Source organism: Halogeometricum sp. CBA1124 (genome assembly GCF_009741955.1).
Lineage (GTDB): Archaea > Halobacteriota > Halobacteria > Halobacteriales > Haloferacaceae > Halogeometricum > Halogeometricum rufum.
Genome location: NZ_WPCD01000057.1, coordinates 1 through 17,265 on the forward strand (window position 1 = coordinate 1; position 17,265 = coordinate 17,265).

19 protein-coding genes and 2 pseudogenes are annotated in these 17,265 nt (G+C 69.2%); 13 read left to right on the forward strand and 8 right to left on the reverse strand.

The window, feature by feature from the left end; all coding sequences use genetic code 11:
* The 4 genes from larE to GJ632_RS09340 form a co-directional block, all read left to right on the forward strand.
* The coding region (gene larE / locus GJ632_RS09325; protein ID WP_191452770.1) for an ATP-dependent sacrificial sulfur transferase LarE at nt 1-778 on the forward strand (778 nt) is incomplete at its 5' end.
* A gap of 80 nt (nt 779-858) precedes the next feature.
* A complete protein-coding gene (locus GJ632_RS09330) occupies nt 859-1,338 on the forward strand; it encodes an SRPBCC domain-containing protein (RefSeq protein WP_191452771.1) in 480 nt (159 codons plus the stop codon).
* A gap of 79 nt (nt 1,339-1,417) precedes the next feature.
* On the forward strand, nt 1,418-2,320 hold the full coding sequence (locus tag GJ632_RS09335; RefSeq protein WP_343161105.1) for a carbohydrate ABC transporter permease: 903 nt from the start codon (nt 1,418-1,420) through the stop codon (nt 2,318-2,320).
* Between the two features lie 66 nt (nt 2,321-2,386).
* Nucleotides 2,387-3,853, forward strand: coding sequence for an acyl-CoA thioester hydrolase/BAAT C-terminal domain-containing protein (locus GJ632_RS09340; protein WP_191452772.1), 1,467 nt, complete (start codon nt 2,387-2,389; stop codon nt 3,851-3,853).
* 12 nt (nt 3,854-3,865) lie between these two features.
* On the opposite strand, the gene GJ632_RS25325 is transcribed toward GJ632_RS09340, so the two are convergent.
* Nucleotides 3,866-4,648 (reverse strand): twin-arginine translocase subunit TatC, encoded by a 783-nt coding sequence (locus GJ632_RS25325; RefSeq protein WP_343161106.1) that lies wholly within the window; start codon nt 4,646-4,648, stop codon nt 3,866-3,868.
* A 140-nt stretch (nt 4,649-4,788) separates the two neighbouring features.
* On the opposite strand from GJ632_RS25325, the gene GJ632_RS25330 reads away from it, so the two are divergent.
* The 5 genes from GJ632_RS25330 (at nt 4,789) to GJ632_RS09365 (ending at nt 8,990) form a co-directional block, all read left to right on the forward strand.
* Nucleotides 4,789-5,340, forward strand: a complete 552-nt coding sequence (locus GJ632_RS25330; RefSeq protein ID WP_231751444.1) for a hypothetical protein — start codon at nt 4,789-4,791, stop codon at nt 5,338-5,340.
* 130 nt (nt 5,341-5,470) lie between these two features.
* Nucleotides 5,471-7,657 (forward strand): twin-arginine translocase subunit TatC, encoded by a 2,187-nt coding sequence (locus GJ632_RS09350; RefSeq protein WP_191452773.1) that lies wholly within the window; start codon nt 5,471-5,473, stop codon nt 7,655-7,657.
* Between the two features lie 201 nt (nt 7,658-7,858).
* Nucleotides 7,859-8,032 (forward strand): ribbon-helix-helix domain-containing protein, encoded by a 174-nt coding sequence (locus GJ632_RS09355; RefSeq protein WP_089803987.1) that lies wholly within the window; start codon nt 7,859-7,861, stop codon nt 8,030-8,032.
* On the forward strand, nt 8,025-8,747 hold the full coding sequence (locus GJ632_RS09360; protein ID WP_191452774.1) for a queuosine precursor transporter: 723 nt from the start codon (nt 8,025-8,027) through the stop codon (nt 8,745-8,747). Before GJ632_RS09355 ends, GJ632_RS09360 begins: the two co-directional genes overlap by 8 nt.
* Nucleotides 8,748-8,807: 60 nt before the next feature.
* Nucleotides 8,808-8,990 (forward strand): hypothetical protein, encoded by a 183-nt coding sequence (locus GJ632_RS09365; RefSeq protein WP_191452775.1) that lies wholly within the window; start codon nt 8,808-8,810, stop codon nt 8,988-8,990.
* Nucleotides 8,991-9,044: 54 nt separating this feature from the next.
* On the opposite strand, the gene GJ632_RS09370 is transcribed toward GJ632_RS09365, so the two are convergent.
* The 4 genes and pseudogenes from GJ632_RS09370 to GJ632_RS09385 all read right to left on the reverse strand — a co-directional run bounded on the left by GJ632_RS09370 (nt 9,045) and on the right by GJ632_RS09385 (nt 11,674).
* Complete coding sequence (locus GJ632_RS09370; RefSeq protein ID WP_089806926.1) at nt 9,045-9,818, reverse strand: 23S rRNA (uridine(2552)-2'-O)-methyltransferase; 774 nt, start codon at nt 9,816-9,818, stop codon at nt 9,045-9,047.
* A 149-nt stretch (nt 9,819-9,967) separates the two neighbouring features.
* Nucleotides 9,968-10,828 (reverse strand): arsenite methyltransferase, encoded by an 861-nt coding sequence (gene arsM / locus GJ632_RS09375; RefSeq protein ID WP_191452776.1) that lies wholly within the window; start codon nt 10,826-10,828, stop codon nt 9,968-9,970.
* Nucleotides 10,825-11,279, reverse strand: a pseudogene (locus tag GJ632_RS09380) (low molecular weight phosphatase family protein). The gene arsM and the pseudogene GJ632_RS09380 overlap by 4 nt, the downstream one beginning before the upstream one ends.
* The gene (locus tag GJ632_RS09385; protein ID WP_191452777.1) at nt 11,276-11,674 is read right to left on the reverse strand and encodes a metalloregulator ArsR/SmtB family transcription factor; all 399 of its coding nucleotides are present in this window, start codon (nt 11,672-11,674) and stop codon (nt 11,276-11,278) included. Before GJ632_RS09385 ends, GJ632_RS09380 begins: the two are co-directional and overlap by 4 nt.
* 166 nt (nt 11,675-11,840) lie before the next feature.
* Between GJ632_RS09385 and GJ632_RS09390 the strand changes: the two genes are divergently transcribed.
* On the forward strand, nt 11,841-12,584 hold the full coding sequence (locus GJ632_RS09390) for a DNA polymerase sliding clamp (RefSeq protein ID WP_089803981.1): 744 nt from the start codon (nt 11,841-11,843) through the stop codon (nt 12,582-12,584).
* Nucleotides 12,585-12,712: 128 nt separating this feature from the next.
* Entirely contained in the window at nt 12,713-13,039 is a 327-nt protein-coding gene (locus GJ632_RS23445) for a hypothetical protein (RefSeq protein WP_231751445.1), read from the forward strand.
* 351 nt (nt 13,040-13,390) lie between these two features.
* On the opposite strand, the gene GJ632_RS09400 is transcribed toward GJ632_RS23445, so the two are convergent.
* Nucleotides 13,391-14,728 carry an MFS transporter gene (locus GJ632_RS09400; RefSeq protein ID WP_343161107.1) on the reverse strand — a complete coding sequence of 446 codons (1,338 nt, stop codon included), beginning with the start codon at nt 14,726-14,728 and terminating at the stop codon, nt 13,391-13,393.
* A gap of 53 nt (nt 14,729-14,781) precedes the next feature.
* Nucleotides 14,782-15,369 carry a hypothetical protein gene (locus GJ632_RS09405; RefSeq protein ID WP_089806924.1) on the reverse strand — a complete coding sequence of 196 codons (588 nt, stop codon included), beginning with the start codon at nt 15,367-15,369 and terminating at the stop codon, nt 14,782-14,784.
* A 177-nt stretch (nt 15,370-15,546) separates the two neighbouring features.
* On the opposite strand from GJ632_RS09405, the gene GJ632_RS09410 reads away from it, so the two are divergent.
* Nucleotides 15,547-16,689: a DNA primase large subunit PriL gene (locus tag GJ632_RS09410; RefSeq protein ID WP_191452780.1), complete on the forward strand. Its 1,143-nt coding sequence runs from the start codon at nt 15,547-15,549 to the stop codon at nt 16,687-16,689.
* Nucleotides 16,690-16,765: 76 nt separating this feature from the next.
* On the opposite strand, the gene GJ632_RS09415 is transcribed toward GJ632_RS09410, so the two are convergent.
* The gene (locus GJ632_RS09415) at nt 16,766-16,963 is read right to left on the reverse strand and encodes a hypothetical protein (protein WP_089803977.1); all 198 of its coding nucleotides are present in this window, start codon (nt 16,961-16,963) and stop codon (nt 16,766-16,768) included.
* 134 nt (nt 16,964-17,097) lie between these two features.
* Here GJ632_RS09415 and GJ632_RS23450 point away from each other — a divergent pair.
* Nucleotides 17,098-17,265 (forward strand): annotated as a pseudogene (locus GJ632_RS23450) (SWIM zinc finger family protein); the annotation flags it as partial.

Sequence of the window (17,265 nt, forward strand, 5' to 3'; positions counted from 1 at the left end):
CGCCGTCGTCGCCGCCCTCGCCCACGACGCCCTCGGCGACGACGCCGTCGCGTGCACGGCCAAGTCAGAGACGCTCCCCGCCGAGGAGTTGGACGACGCTCGCCGCGTCGCCGACGAAATCGGCATCCGTCACGAAGTCGTGGAGTTCTCCGAACTCGACAACCCCGACTTCGTCGAGAACGACGGCGACCGGTGTTACCACTGCCGGACGATGCGCCTCGGTCGGATGTACGACGCCGCCCGCGACCGCGGCATCGAGACGGTGTGCGACGGGACGAACGCCTCCGACCCCGGCGAGGGCCACCGGCCCGGACTGCGCGCCGTCGAGGAGCTAGAGGTGCTCTCGCCGCTTCTCGCGCACGACATCGACAAGGAGGAGGTGCGCGCCATCGCCGACGACTACGGACTCTCGGTCGCCGACAAGCCGTCGATGGCCTGTCTCTCCTCGCGCATCCCGACCGGCATCGAGGTGACCGAGGAACGCCTGACGCGCGTCGAGAAGGCCGAACGCGTCGTCCGCCAGTGGGGGTTCTCGCAGTTCCGCGTCCGCGACCACGACGGACTCGCCCGCATCGAAGTCGCCGCCGAGGAGTTGGAGACGGCGCTGAACCCCGACTTCGTCGCCGCCGTCCGCGAGGAACTGTCCGACCTCGGCTTCGACCACGTCACCCTCGACCTGCACGGCTACCAGACCGGCAGCGTCAGTCCGGCGGCCGACGAGGCCGACGACGAACCCGTCGTCGAGGACGTGTTCGCCACCGACTACCCGACGAAGTAGGTCCCGAGTTCGGGCGCGCCGAGCGAACTGCGACCCGGTCGCACGCGAGAGTTATGCTCCTCTGCAGCGTCTGACTCTCGATGAGAGAGATTCGGACGGCCATCGACATCGACGCGACGCCCGAACGCGTGTGGGAGGTCCTCACCGACTTCGAGGACTACGGGGCGTGGAACCCGTTCGCGCGCATCACCGGCCAGCCGAACGTCGGGGCGCGCCCGCACGTGCGACTGACGCCGCCGAACGGCCGCGGGATGAGCTTCCGGCCCAGAGTGACCGCCGTGGAGCCGAACCGCGAGTTCCGCTGGCGCGGTCACCTGTTCGTCCCCGGTCTGTTCGACGGCGACCACCGGTTCGAACTGGAACCCCTCGACGGCGGGGCGGGAACGCACTTCGTCCACTCGGAGGCGTTCACGGGCGTCCTCGCCGGACTGCTGTTCCGGTTCGTCGGCGACGACACGGAGGCGGGCTTCGTCGCCATGAACGAGGCGCTGAAGCGTCGCGCTGAGGAGGCGTCCGCCGAAACCGGGGGCGACCCGGCACCGAACCCGTCGGCGGAGTGACTGGCCGATTCCCGCACATTTTTTGTGTGGCTGAGCGGACACGACGAACCGTGTATCCCCGTCACGCGGAGCGTCGACCGTGAGCCGAAACGTCCTCCGACGCGGCGTCCGCAACGCCATCGAGCATCCGCGCGTCGTCTACCGCCTCCTGTTCGCCGTCCTCGTCGCGTTCGTCCTCCTCCTGTTCGGCTTCCCCCTCTACTGGCTGCTCGTCCTCGCGGTGACGCCGCCGACGGCCGTCGCCGGACTCGGCCTGTTCCCCGAGACGGTGACCGCGTCGAACTTCGTCGCCGTCGTCGCGTTCACCTCGTTCGGCCGTCACCTGCTCAACGGCCTCGTCGTCGCCACGCTCAGCACCGCCGTCGTCCTCGTCGTCGGGTCGCTCGCGGGGTACGCGTTCGGCCGCCTGTCGTTCCCCGGCCGCAGGCCCCTGCTCCTCGTCTTCCTCGTCGTCGCGTACACGCCGCCCGCGGCGTTTCTGGTGCCGCTGTTCCGACTGTTCACCGGCGTCTCGGTTCCGCTCGGACCGGTGACGCTGACGACGCCGACGCTCTACAACACGCCGGGGGCCGTCGTCCTCCCCACGTCGATGCTGACGCTCCCGCTGGCAATCTACGTGCTGACGGTGTTCTTCGCGCAGATACCCGACGAGTTGGAGGCTGCGGCGCGCGTCGAGGGCGCGACCAGACTGGGAGCGCTCAGGCGCGTCGTCCTCCCCCTCGCCCGGCCGGGTGTCGCCGCCGCCGGCGTCCTCACGTTCGTGCAGGTGTACAACGAGTTCTTCTTCTCGTACCTCATGACCGACGGCGACCCCAGACACTGGGCACCGCTGGCCCCGTTCGTCTACGGCCTGCGGTACTCGGAGGCGACGCTCGGAGCGGCCGCCGCCGTCCTCGGACTGGCACCCGTCGCGGTGGTCCTCCTCGCCGCGAACGACTCGCTCGTGGAGGGCGTCGCGGCCACCGTTCCGGTCGAGCGGTGACGCCGTCGGGGACTCGTCGGCGTGCGATTCCGCGCACTTTTTCTCACCGCGTGTGACAGGTTCGGCATGTCCGACTCCACTACGTTCTCTCGGCGGACGGTCCTCCGCACGCTCTCGGTCGCCGCCGCCGTCGCAGCGAGCGGCTGTCAATCCCGTCAGAGAGGACAGTCGCCCGCGACAGGGAGCGACGACGAGACGGCCGCAGGAGCCGCGTCGACGGCGGAGACGGATCCGTCGGGGCCGTCGCTCGAACTCCCGGAGGAGACGCGAATCGCTGACCCGCTACCCGTGACTGCGAGCGGTCTCGAACCCGGCGCGACGGTCGAACTCTCGCTGCGACCGACCGACCCTTCCCTCGAATCGTACCGATGGCGGCGGGAGTACACGGCCGACGACGGTGGCCGCGTCGAGGCCTTCGCGGGCGCGACCGACGAGAGGCGTGAACCACGGATGATGCTCGCGTCGCTGGCGGCGTCGAGCGGCGACGACAGCGACAGCAGCGGCGGTGAGAGCGACGGCGACGCCGACCCGTTTCGACTCGGCGACAAGGCCGTGCTGGACCTGCGAGCGGAACTCCGCCGCGGCGGGTCGGTCGTGGCCGCGGCGACGACGACGCGCGTCGCCCGAAGCCCCGAGAGCAGGGGCCGGACCGCCGACGCCGATTCCCTCGTGGGCACCGTCTACGAACCGCCGGGAGACGGTCCACACCCGCCGGTCGTCGTCCTGCACGGCTCCGCCGGCGTCGTTCCCGAGGAGTTCTGTCACATGTTGGCGACGCAGGGGTACTGGACGCTCGGACTCCGGTACTTCGGACCCTCGGAACAGCTTCCAGACGGGTTGGCGAACGTGCCGATGGCGTACTTCGAGCGGGCGGTCGAGTGGGCGGCGTCGCGGTCGGCGACGACGGACGCGGGCGTCGGTCTGGTGGGGCTCTCCCGGGGCGTCGAACCCGCGCTGGCGACGGCCGCGGCGCGCGACGGTCACGCGACGGTCGTCGGGTACAGCGGGAGCGGCGTGTTCGCGCCGGGGTACGAGGCCACCGAGCGGATACCGTGGACTCGCGACGGCGAGCCGGTCGCCTCGCTGTCGGCGTTCGACGACTTCTGGACGGCGTACGAGAACGCCGACTGCGAGTCCGCCGCCGACTGCACGTACGACCGGCCCCGGGAGCCGTGCGACGCCGTCGCGTGCGGTCTCGACCACGTCAGAACGACCGCGCGCGACGCGTACGACGCACTCACGATTCCGGTCGCGGAGATAGACGGCCCCGTCACGCTACTGACCGGTGAGGACGACGGTCTGTGGGACGCACCGCTGTACTCGGAGTTCGCGCTGTCCCGATTGGTCCGCAGCGACCACGACCAGCCGTTCGGACACCACGCTCACGAGGGCGCCGGGCACGTCTTCCACCGCCCGTACCACGCGAACCTGCTCCGGGGCGGGACGCGGGCGGGAAACGCCGCGGCCGCCGTGCGGTCGTGGGTGCGGACACTCGACACGCTGGAGGCCGGACTACGTCGCCGAGGCGAGTGAGACTGCGAGGGGTCAGTTCCCGGTCCACCGCAGGAGGAACAGCGTCCCCTCGAACAGCGTTATCATCGTCGCGGCGATGATGATTGGGGCCATCCCCGTCGGGTCGGGGCTGACGAAGAACGCAAGCCCGAGGAAGGAGGCCCAGAAGATGAGCCGGCGGGCCACCAGCCACTCGCGGGTGACGAGGTTCATCATGATGGCGAGCATGATGAACAGCGGAATCTGGAAGATGATGGCGTTGTAGCCCATCAGGATGAGGATGAGGTTGAACGTCTCCTTCAGGCCGAACGCGATGACCGCCGTCCCCTGCGTGTAGGACGTGAAGTACGCGAAGATGGCCGGGAGGACGACGAAGTGCGCGAAGGCGATGCCGACGAACGCGAGGACGAGGCTCGTCGGCACCGCGGCGAGGTAGTAGCGTCGCTCCCGCGGGAACAGCCCGGGGCGCATGAACAGGTACGTCTGGTAGACGAACACCGGGAGGCCGACGACGAGGCCCGCCAGTCCGGCCACCTTCAGTTCCGTCAGGACGAGTTCGAGCGGACCGTAGACGCGCGGGCGACGTTCGGCAATCTCCGGCGCGCCGGGGATGTGCTTGTTCCAGAGGAAGTTGATGACGTCCGTCGAACTGACGAGGTTCAGGTTCATCGCCTGATTCGCCAGGTCGGCACCGGGGTACAGAACCAGCGTGACGAGGCCGCCGACGAGGAACACCACGGCCAGCCGGTTGACCATCTCCTCGATGTGGTCGGCCAGCGGCATCTCCTGGTCGGTCTCCGGGCCGTCGCCGAACATCCCGTCGTCGAGTTCGTCGTCCGCGAAGTCGGGTGTCGACCCGCCGGTGACGGTGGGCGCGCCGCCGTCGGTGTCGGCGACGGCCTCGCCGTTCTCATCCCCGCCGTACCGGAGTTCGTCCGCCGTCTTCGGTTCCGGCGGTGCGTGGTCCTCGGGCCAGAGGTCCTCCGCGCGGAGTCGTCGGCGTCGGTCGACGCGTCGGCGTCGTCGGAATCGCTGGCGTCGTCAGCGTCGGCGTCGTCCGACGACTCCTCCGGCGGTTCGACGAGTCCCTCGCGTTCCATCGTCACGTCGTCTACGGGGGCGTCCACGTCTTCCGGGTCGGTCTCCGCGCCGGGGCGGCCCTCGGCGGTGGCGGCGACGTCCGGCCGGTCGTCGACCGAGTCCGGCACCGACTCCGGCGGCGTCGTCTCGGTATCGCCGTCTGTGCCGGTATCGCCGTCTGCGCCAGTATCGTCGCCGTCGGTGCCGGCGTCGCTATCGCCTTCGTCCGCGGGTCCGTCGTCGGTGTCCTCCGCGTCGGTGTCCTCCGCATCGGCGTCGTCCCCATCGTCCGCGTCGTCGTCGACCGCGGAGGCGTCGCTGTCGGTGTCGTCCGACGGCGCAGACGCGTCCTCGGTCGGCGTGTCGGACGATTCGGTCGTCTCGGCGTCGTCCGAGGGGACGCGCTCGGACTCGTCGGCGTCCGATGACGGACGGTCGGACTCCGAATCGTCGGCCATTCATCAGTGATTCTCTGCCCGTTTCTTATAGGCCTTTCCGGATGGGCGCGCGGCGACGCGGTGAAAAAGATTGATAACCGCGAGATGGCTTTCCTCGGGTATGTCCAGCGCGCTCGACGAGGACACCCGCCGCGCCATCGACGACGGTCGCGAGACCGCCGGTGCGATGCTCCGCGCGGCGCAGAAGGACCTCCAGAAGGTGTTCATCGTCTTCCTCGTCGGCTTCCTCGGCACGTTCTACGCGCTCCGTCTGTACATCTGGGACTTCCTCGAGGCCATCACCAGACGGAACATGAACGCGGCCGTCAACGAGCAGGTCGAGATTATCGCGCAGACGCCGTTCGACGTGGTGCTGTTGCAGGCGAAGATAGGCCTCGTGACCGGACTCATCCTCGCCGCGCCGGTGTTCATCTTCTTCTCCCGCGACGCCCTCAGAGAGCGCGGCCTGTGGCCGTCGTCGCCGGTCCCCCGGTGGCAACTCGCGCTCATCGTCGTCGGGATGGTGACGCTGTTCGGCCTCGGCGTCGCCTACGGCTACGTCTTCTTCTTCCCCATCACGTTCCGATTCCTCGCCCAGAACACGGTGAACATCGGCTTCGCGCCGACGTACTCCATCGTCAAGTGGGCGCAGTTCATGTTCCTCCTGACCGTCTCGTTCGGGCTGGCGAGCCAACTGCCGCTCGTCATGACGCTGCTGTCGTACGCCGAAATCGTCCCGTACGAGACGTTCCGCGACCAGTGGCGCTACGCGGTGCTCGGCGTCTTCGCCGCCGGCGCGATGTTCACGCCGCCGGACCCGTTCACGCAGATTCTGTGGGCCGTCCCCGTGCTGACGCTGTACGGTATCAGCCTCTACATCTCGAAGGTCGTCGTCACGGCCCGTCGCAGCAGCGAACAGATCGACCTCCGGACCGCCGTCGGGAAGCGGTGGAACCTCGTCGCCGGGAGCACCGCCCTCGGCGCCGCGGCCGTCTACCTCTACTACTCCTACGGCGGGCCGGCGGCCGTCAACTCCCTCCTGGACCGCGTCGGGAGCAGCTACTTCGTCCCCGAACTTGGGGCCCTCCTCGGCGTCGCACCGGAGACGGCGCTCGTCGTCTGGTCCGTCCTCGGTGCCCTCGCGTTCGCGCTCCTCGGTCTCGGCTACGCCGTCTACAAGGACATCGAGGAGTCCGTCGGACCGCTCGAACGCGGCGTCGGCGACCCCTCGAAGATAGACGTGCGCGAACTCGACGCGGCGGGCGTCCGGGCCGCGCCGCCCGAAGTGTTCGCCGACCTGAGCGAGGAGGAGGCGATGGGCATCGCGGGCGACGCACTCGACGACGGCGACAAGGAGAAGGCGCAGGCCATCGTCGACCGGTTCGACGAGGCGGAGGAAGAACGCGAGGCCGCCGAGGGCGACGCCGACGCCGGTGACGCCGACCAGCAGGGCGAACTGGAAGACAGAGCGACGCGCGCCGGCGGGACGTTCCTCGACGAACTCACCGACGGCGAGACGGACGAGGACGACATCGGCGGCTACTACAAGGACCTCGCGTTCATCTTCGAGACGGTCACGTCGAAGGCGTTCCGCATCGTCGCGCTGTTCATGCTCGTCCTCGCGGGGACGTTCACGTGGCTCTACACCGTCGGCTTCAAGGAGGTGTACGAGCAGTTCCTCGGCCGCCTCCCCGCCGCGGTGACGCCCGAGGAGGTGCTGAACGTCGTCGCCCTCCACCCGATGGAGGCGCTGCTGTTCCAGGTGAAGTTCTCGACGCTCGTCGCCGTCCTCGTCACGCTCCCGGTGGTGGCGTACTACGCGTGGCCCGCCCTCCGGGACCGTCAGATCGTCCGCCGTCGCCGCCGCACCGTCTTCTTCTGGACCGGGTCGCTGGTGTTCGGACTGCTCGGCGGGTTCGTCCTCGGGTACTTCTACGTCGCCCCCGGCGTCATCTCGTGGCTGGTGAACGACGCGGTGCAGGCGAACATGATAATCTCCTACCGCATCACCGACTTCTTCTGGCTCATCTTCTTCACGACGGGCGGCATCGGCATCCTCGCGGACATCCCCATCCTGATGCTGTTGCTCAACGGTGCGGGCGTCACCTACCAGACCCTCCGGGGTCGCTGGCGCGAGGTGACCGTCGGCATCCTGACGTTCGCCGCCCTGTTCACCCCCGCGGGCATCGTCTCGATGTTCCTCGTCACGATTCCGCTGATGGCCGCCTACAGCGTCGGCCTCGGCGTCCTGTTCGTCGTCACCCTCGGCGGCCGGCGGAACCTCGCGCCCGCCCGCGACGCCGCCTGAATCGGACCGAGACGCGGCGGCGCGCCCGAGGCGACGGCGTATTCTCCTGCGAGTATCGGACCAGCGCCGGGATCGCGACGCGAACGCGCCGGACGCGACAGAGCCGCCCGGATTCGGAGTCCTCTCGCCTCGATATTCCCGTCTGCTTATCCAGCGAAGAACCGAGTCACATATACCCGTCGGGATTGCATAGTGTCTATCATGTCCAAGATTAGCGTCGAGATACCCGACGAGTTACTCGCGGACCTCGACGAACACGTCGGCGACGACAAGAAGTTCGTCAACCGGAGCGACGCGGTTCGCGCCTCCATCCGGAAGACGCTGGACCTCCTCGACGAGATAGACAACCGGCACGACAGACTCGACGATGAGTGAGACCCGACTGGGAACGGGGCAGGTGGCCATCCTCGCGCTGTTCGTCACCGCGCTGACGACGGCGCAACTCACCGCCTCGAAACTGCTCGCCATCCCGGTTCCGGACGCCCTCGGGAGCCTCCCCGTCGTCGGCGCGACGGTTCTGATGCCCGGGGCGGCGCTGGCGTACGCGCTCACGTTCTTCGCCTCGGACTGTTACTCGGAACTGTACGGCCGGCGTGCCGCGACGGTGATGGTCAACGTGGGCTTCGCGATGAACTTCGTCCTCCTCGCCCTCGTCTGGGGGACCATCTTCATGCCCGCCGCGAACCCCGAGTTCGCCGGGCAGTTCCGCACCGTCCTCGCCTCCGGGACGAACGTCGTCGCCGGCAGCCTCCTCGCCTACGTCGTGAGCCAGAACTGGGACGTGTTCGCCTTCCACCGCATCCGCGAGGTGACCGGCGGCGACCACCTGTGGCTCCGCAACGTCGCCTCGACGGCGACGAGTCAGGCGATAGATACGGTCATCTTCGTCACTGTCGCGTTCTACGTCGCCCCGCGACTCCTCGGCATCGGCGAGGCGTTCCCGCCGAGCGTCGTCCTCTCACTCGTCGTCGGGCAGTACCTCCTGAAACTGCTCATCGCGGTGGTCGACACGCCGTTCGTGTACGCCGTCGTCGCCGCCCTCGGCGGCGGCCGCGGCCGTGACGAACGTGACCCGTGGGCGCTGGAGTGAACGCCGACGTGTCGCGAAACTGACTAACGACCTTATGAGGGGTGGTATCGTACGACACGCATGGTAGCAGAGCGGCGCGTCCGTCTGACCGAGGGAGACAGCATGGAGCGCGGGCTTCGATGTCCGTCCTGCGGGACGTACACGACTCTCTCTGACATCATCGCCACGGGGCGGTGTCGAAACGGCAGTCGCCGAGGGAACTGCGACGTCAACCTCCACGTCGACGTGGTCGTCGAGGAGTGAGTCCCGCGGTGGACGAACCGACCGGTGCGACGGCGTCCGACCGCGGTGGCGTCGCTACGGTTCGACCAGTTCGGCGAAGCCGAAGTTCGGCTTGAGGTCGGTGACGCGCACGTGAACCTCGTCGCCCGCCTCGGTCCCGGGGACGAACAGCGTGTAGCCGTCCACCTTGGCGATGCCGTCGCCCTCGCTCCCCACGTCGTCGATGACCACGTCGAGTTCGTCACCGGTGGCGACGGGCGCGGTGATGCGGTGTTTGCCGACCAGATACTGCTCGGAGGACTCGTTCCGCGAGGCGTCGGGCCGGATGGAGCGGACGTACTGGAACTCCTCCTCCACGTCGGCCCGGAAGTCGGCGAGGTCCTGCCCGTCGAACACCTTCACGGCGAAGTCGCCGCCGGCGGGGAGGAGGTCCAGGGCGACTTCGAACGCCTGCCGGGCGAGGTGGATGGACCGGGCGTGGTCGAGCGAGTACTCGCCGGTCATGTTCGGCGCCATGTCGGAGATGACGACGTCCGCTCCCTCGGCCCCGATTCGGTCGCGCAGGCTCGCCTTCGTCTCCTCGTCGGTCATGTCGCCGCGGACCGTCTCGACGTTGTCGAGGTCCAGGTCGCGGATGCGCTGGAGGTCGACGCCGACGACCTTGCCGTGGTCGCCCACCGCCTCCGAGGCGACCTGGAGCCACCCGCCGGGGGCGGCGCCGAGGTCCACGACGGTGTTGCCGGGGCCGAACAGACCGGCGTCCTCGTCCAACTGCTTGAGCTTGTACGCCGACCGGGTCCGGTAGCCCTCCTGTTTGGCCTTGTTGTAGTAGTGGTCTTTTCTGGTCATGGCTTTGGTGTCGAACTGAGCGAGGCGTCCCGCGAGGGAACCGCCGGCGAAGCCGCGTTCATACACGAAGCGACGGGGTCGACCCGGAAATGCACATCGGATGCGAGCGCTCGGCGGCACCGCTCGGTCGCACCGAGCGACGACACCGACTACGCGTCGGCGTCGGGCTTTCGACCCTCGATAGTCGCGGAGACGATGTAGTCGCTCAGGTCGAGCGAGTCGTCCCACTCGCTGATGAACTCGGCGCTCTCCTCTTTCGGCGCGATGGCCACGTCGACGAACCCCGCGTCGGACAGCATCGCTTCGAGTTCGTCCACGGTGGAGGCGCCGGCGACGCAGGCGGCGACGGACTCGGGGTCCGAGCGGACCGACTCGGGCACGGGCGCCGTCATCACCACGTCGGAGATGGCGAGTCGGCCGCCCGGCCGGAGGGCGCGGAACGCCTCGCGGAACACCTGCGGTTTGTCCGGCGAGAGGTTGACGACGCAGTTGGAGATGACCACGTCCACCGTCTCGTCCGCGACGGGGAGGTGCTCTATCTCGCCGAGGCGGAACTCGACGTTCTCCGCGTCGTTCTCTCGGACGTTGTCGCGCGCCTTCTCGACCATCGCCGGCGTCATGTCCACGCCGAGGACGCGGCCGTCCTCGCCGACCTCCTGTGCGGCGAGGAAGCAGTCGAAGCCGGCGCCCGACCCCAGGTCGAGGACCGTCTCGCCCTCGCCGAGCGAGGCGATGGCCGTCGGGTTGCCGCACCCGAGGCCGAGGTCCGCGCCCGCGGCGACGGCGGCGACGTCCTCGTCGGTGTAGCCGAGTTCCGTCGAGTCGGTCGCGTCGGCGTCGACGTCACAGCAGCCGTCGCCGTCGTCGCAGCAGTCGCCGTCCGAGTTCGACTCGGCGGTGCTCGACGCCGAGTCCGAGTCGGTCGCGATGCGGGCGTACCGGTTCCGGACGGCGCGTCGCTGTTCGTCGGGGTCGATACGTCCGGTCTCGTCGGTCGGTGAGTCGCTCATGACAGTCGCTCCTCGACTTCGTCGAACAGTTCGACGACGTTCGCCTCGATTTCGTCCCGAATCTCGCGCGCTCGTTCGTCGTCGGCCCCATCGGGGTCGTCCAGCGCCCAGTCGCGCACGTCGACGCCGGCGGCGGTGTCGAGTTCGAGCGTCGAACAGCCCATCGTCGCCACGTAGTCGCAGGCCTCCAACTCGGTCGTCGACACCTCCCGCGGCACCCGATCCGAGAGGTCGAACCCCTCCTCGCCCATGATGCGGACGACCACGTCGTGGACGTGGTCGGCGGGGTGGGTGCCGCCGGTCAGTATCTCCACCCGCTCGGTGAGTCCGCGGCGTTCGCGCTCGCGTTCGGCGAACGCGGTCGACATCTGGCTGCGCCCGGCGTCTGGACGCAGACGAACGCGACGCGGACCGAATCTGACCCCGCGGTCCGGTCGTCGGCGTCGCTCATTCGTCCGCACCTCGCGTGGCATCGAGTGCGGCGAGCAGTCGGTCGGCCCGGTCGGTGGTGCCGTAGTAACGCCACGTCCCCTCCTTCCGACGCGAGAGCAGACCCGCGTCCGTGAGGTCCGAGAGCGCGTGACTGACGGCGCTGTCGCTCACCTCGAACACCGGCGTGATCTCACAGACGCAGAGTTCCTCCTCCGCGGCGGCGAGGAGTCGGACGATTCGGAAGCGCGTCTCGCTCCCGAGCGTCTTCAGTATCTCCACGTCGCGGTCGACGGTGTCCGGAATCCCCTCGCTGAGGGCCTCCAGACGCGCGAGTCGGTCCGCCACCTCGGCCTCACAGCACTCGCCCGCCTCGTCGGCGACGAGACGCCGAAGTCTGGTCGTGTCTGTCTCCATGTCTGAGTATATGAGCAACTGTTCAGATAATACTTTCGGCGTCGGGCGAGGCCGGTGGTCGGCGCAGTCAGACCGCCACACGCACGCTCACGCGACGTGCGGGAACACACTTAGCGAGCGCGAAAATCACGGGTATTTTTAAGCCCGCTGTCGTACCTCCGGTCACATGTTCAAGGCCATCGTGAGCGCCTCCACGCTCCGGGACGCGCTGGATTCGGTGAGCGTACTCGTCGACGAGTGCAAGATTCGACTGAACGAGGACGACCTCTCGATTCGAGCGGTCGACCCCGCCAACGTCGGGATGGTCGACTTGACCCTCGACGCGGCGGCGTTCGAGTCCTACGAGGCCGACGGCGGCGTCATCGGCGTCAACCTCTCGAAACTCGAGGATTTCGTCGGCATGGCGAACTCCGACCAACTCGTCGAACTCGAACTCGACGAGGAGACGCGGAAACTCAACATCCGCATCGACGGCCTCTCCTCGACGCTCGCGCTCATCGACCCCGACTCCATCCGGCAGGAACCCGACATCCCGGACCTCGACCTCCCCGCCGAAATCGTCCTCGAGGGCGCGCAACTGGACCGCGGTATCAAGGCCGCGGACATGGTCTCCGACCACGTCCGCCTCCGCGTGGACGACGCCGAGGAGGCGTTCCACATCCAGGCGCAGGGCGACACCGACGACGTGGACTTCCAACTCGACGCCGCGGACCTCATCGACCTCACCTCGGGGACGGCCGACTCGCTGTTCTCGCTGGACTACCTGAAGGACATGAACAAGGCCATCCCGAAGGACGCCGAGGTCACCGTCGAACTCGGCGAGGAGTTCCCCGTCAAGCTTCACTACCGCCTCGCCGAAGGGCAGGGGAACGTCACCTACATGCTCGCGCCGCGCATCCAGAGCGAGTAAGCCGGACGCCGCCGTCAGTCCGCGTCCAGTCCCCGTCTCTCTCTCTACCGACCCGGTAGCGACCGCTCGCGGCCGAGCGTGATGTCAGCCACCCGAATATTCATGGGAGCACGTACACACGGAACGGTATGGACCGGTTCCCGCTCGCGTGTTCGCTCGTCGCCGCGGTCCTCCTCGTCACCTCCCCCCTCTACGTCCTCCCGCACGCGTCGAGTCCCGCCTACCGCCACACCGTTCAGCCGGTGGACGGCGGCGGGGCGACCGCCACCCCGTACGCCGACCTACCGGCGCGGGCGCGACAGACGTTCGACGCGGCGCGGTCGGCCGACGGCGCGGTCGTCGAGCGGACGACCGACCCGGCGTCGAAGTCGGGCGAGCGGTCGTGGCCACGGGGGACGGCCGGTACGTCGTCGCCACGGTCAGAGAGCCGCCCTCGACGGCGGTGCGTTGGCTGAAGCAGGCGCTGGCCACGTTCGGCGTCGTCCTGTTCGCCGTCGCGGGCGCGCCTCCGGGACGACGACGACCGGACGGCGAGGCTCCCCGTCGGGTTCGCCGTCGTCGGTCTGGGTGCCGTCGTCGCCGCCGCGACCGGCGTCCACCCGGCCGAGGCGGCGGTCCTCCTCGCCGCCGTCGTCGGCGCACAGTTCGTCGCTCTCTGGTGGGCCGTCGCCGCGGCCACGGGTCGCATCGTCCCGCGACCGCTGGCCGACGACTGAGCGACGACTGAGCGACGAAATCGGCCGTCTGCGGAGCGACGACTGCTGAGCGTCGGCCGCGACGGCCGTGTCCGTCGCCGGCGGCCGACCTCACCGCCGGCGGGCGAGGACGGCGACCACCGGCAGCGCCAACAGCGCACCGGCCACGAACGGCGACCAGTAGGCGAAGACGTACAGCGCCGCCATCGACGGCGGGCCGACGGTCCGGCCGAGACTGCCCGCACCCTGCGTGACGCCGAAGGCGGTGCCCTGCCTGTCGGCGGGGACGGCGCGGGAGACCAGCGCCGAGAGCGAGACGTTCAGCAGGCTGTTGCCGAGCGAGAGGCAGGCGAGGACGACGAGGAGGACCGCGACGGGGCCGGTGAGCCACGTCGGTCCGGCGGCGAGCGGTACGAACCCGCCGATTTGAGGGGAGAACGGCAACGTCGCGAGGGCGACCACGAGTATCGCCGCGCCCGCGACGGCGATTCGGCGCTCCGGGTAGCGACGGGCGAGGCGGCCGACGAGGACGCCCTGGTTCACGACGCCGAGGACGCCGATGTAGGTGATGAGCAGCGCCGTCTGCGTCTCGTCGTACCCGAACAGGTCGGCGGCGTACGGGATGAACATGACCTGTACGCCCGAGAACGCCACGGAGACGAGGAAGAACGCGACGACGAGGCCGCGGAGCGCCGGGTCGCGCAGGGCCGAGACGAACTGCCCCACGAGAGTGACCCGGTCCGCCGTCCCGCGCTGTCGGTCGGGTTCGGGGAGGAACGCCCACGTGGCGACGAAGGCGACGAGGCTGAGGCCGGCGGCGACGAAACTCGGGAGGGAGAACCGCGTCGCCGGCACGAACGCCGGGAAGACGGCGTCGGCGGACGAGACGGCCGTCGGACTCGCGGCGATGCCGCCGATGGCCGGACCGAAGACGAAGCCGAGGCCGAACGCCGCACCGACGAGTCCGAGTGCGGCGGCGCGCCCCTCGACCGGCGTCACGTCGGCGATGTACGCCTGCGCGGTGGCGATGTTGCCTCCCATCGCCCCCGCGAGCATCCGCGAGGCGAACAGCGTGGTCAGCGCCGCGGCCGTTCCGAACAGCGCCCCCACCTCGGTGGCGAGGCCGAAGACGGTCCACGCGAGGGCGCTCCCGAACAGCGAGAGCATGAGGACCGGGCGGCGGCCGCCCGCGTCCGAGAGGCGGCCGAGCACCGGCGCCGACAGGAACTGCATCAGCGAGTACGACGCCGCGAGGAGGCCGATGAGCAGGTCCGTCACCGCGAAGCTCCGGACGTAGAACGGCAGGATGGGAACGACGACGCCGAAACCGAGGAGGTCCACGAAGACGATGCCGACGACGATGGCGAGGGCGCGTCGCGGTGCGCCCACCGTCTCCTCGGGCGCCGTCGGGACGGGGTCGGGACCGCCAGCGGACTCTGGTACGCTCACATCGTCGAGAGGGTCGAACGAGAGGTAAGGATGAGGGTGCGGAGAGCGTCGTCTCAGCGGTGACGGTCGATGACGCGCTTTGCGGACTCGGCCTTCTCCTTCCAGCCGTAGCCCGCCTCGTACACGTGGCGCTTGCTGTCGACCAGTTGCGCGGGCGTCGCCTCCTCGAACCCGCCGCGGTCCCACGCGCCGGACTCCTCCAGCCACGAGACGACCTTCTCGCGCGTCTCCGACCACGAGAGCCCGACCATCTCGTACCACGCGACCATGGCGAAGACGGCGTTGTCGTGACAGCCCGGCACGCTCCCGTGGCGGTAGAGCGTCTTCATCGGCTCTCTGGTCGGTTCGGACACCTCCTCACGGAACTCCTCGGCGGTGAGGAGTCTGAGCGTCCCGTTCGCCTCCGACACGCGGCCGTCGCGCTTCAGTCGTTCGAGCGCGGCGCGGTGGAGGTTGTCCCAGTCGCCGTGACTCGCCTCCTGCAGGTCGTCCGCCGCGACCGGACCGGTCGTGAGTCGGCCGACGACGTCGAGGTAGGCCTTCTCGACCGCCGGCCACGGCGTCCCCTCGAAGCGGCAGTCCACGTCGTGGAGGCTGTTGGTGGCCCGACAGTCGGGACACGGGTAGTCGAACTGCGGCACGTGGTGGTGCACGAGATGGGTCGTCTTAGGTGGTACGGTGTCCGGCCGCGGGGGCCGCGGAGGGCCGAACCGGCGGACCGCGCGCCGACGGCGGATTGCACGACGACGGCGGACGAACGCCCCACCTGCGACAATCGCCGTGTTTATTCGGTATCACCGGTTACGACGATGCGACCGATGGACCCGCACTTCGCCCGCTACCCGTTCTTCGACGGCGGACGCGCCGCCGTCGGCGAGGCGGACATCTCCCCGGCGGCGCTGGTCGTCGAGGACGCCCCCGCCGTCGAACGCGGCTTAGAGCGGGTCGAACGCGCCCTGATGGAGGGCACCGTCGCCGCCGAGGAGCCCCGGCGGTGGAGCGACCGCGAAGAACTGCTGTCGTACCCCATCGCCCGCATCCTCGTCTCCCTCGTGGACACGCCCGCCGCGGTGGACAAGTACGCCGCCGCGGAGGCCGCGACGGCGCACGACCGCTTCCGCGCCGACTTCCGGAGCGACGACGACGGTCTGCAGAGCACGGCCGCGCGGAGCGTCTCGCTGGACGACGTGCTTCGCGAGTTCGACCTCTCGGGCGCGGTTCGACCCGAACGGCCCGACGACGGCCGCCGCCGCGGGTCGCGCGACCCGACGCACTACTGGGTCGCCGTCGGCGCGTACCTGACGCTCTCGACGGCCGACTGGGGCGAGCGCTGGCGCCTCGTCAACCGCGAACTCGCGACCGGCGAGGTGCGGGTGACGGCCGACGAACTCCACCGCCTGCTGGAGGAGGCGGTCCACCGCCGCGTCGCCGACGGCCTCCCGTTCGAGGTTCGAGGGAGCGCCGCCGGCGAGGAGATTGCCGACGCCCTCGAAGCGGAGGTGGCGTCGCTGCGGGACCTGTTGAACGACCACGACGTGACCGGCCGGATGGAGGTCGAGGCCGTCGTCCCCGGCCTGTTCCCGCCCTGCATGAAAGCGCTCGTCCAACGGGCGCGCGGCGGCGAGTCGCTGCCGTCGCACAGCGAGTTCTCCGTCGTCGCCTTCCTCGTCGCCCTCGGCATGGACGCGACGGAGGTGGCGACGCTTCTGGACGCCGAAGACGAGACGGCGGAGCGAATCGCCACGCGCGTCGAGTACCTCGCCGACGCCGACGGGGCGCAGTTCGCGCCGCCCTCCTGCGCGAGCATGCAGTCGTACGGCGACTGCGTGAACAGGGACGAACGCTGCGAGACCATCTCCCACCCGCTGTCGTACTACACGAGTGCCGTTCGTGACGCCGGCGACGTGCGCGACTGGCGAGAGACCGCCGCCGAGGGCACCTCGGCGGACGACCGGACGTAGCGCGGGTCCGCGACGACGAACGGGACCGAAGAGAGTGAGAGACCGTCGTTTCGAGTGGAGCGAGTCCGCGGGGAGCCTACCGGTCGAGCAAGACGCCGACGACGCCCATCACCAGCACGAACAGTGCGATGGTTCCGACGAGTATCAGCCCGCCGTTCCCCGCGAGTCCGGATTCGTTGTACGCCACGCCGACCCCCACGATGAGTGCGATGAAGAAGCCGACTGAGACGACGGAGACGAGTATCTTCTGACGCATCTCCGCATCGATAGCCATGCTCCCGCCTTCCCGCGGCCGTTCTAAAAGCGCTTCGAAGAACGTTCGCGAATTGCAGACGAAACGAGGGTTTAGGTTCGTCGGGAGCGTACGGAAAGATAGCGGGAGAGCCACCTCTCTCGGCCGAATTACCCATGACGCACACTCGAAACACACCCGCGTCGAAAGCACGTTCCAGCCCGACCGTCAGGCCGGTGCGGCGGAAGACGACCCTCCCCGTAGACGGGTACACGGGCCGCGCCCGCCGCGCCCGCGAGGAACCGATGGCCGTCCGGCCCCTGCGGGACGGCCGGTACGTCGTC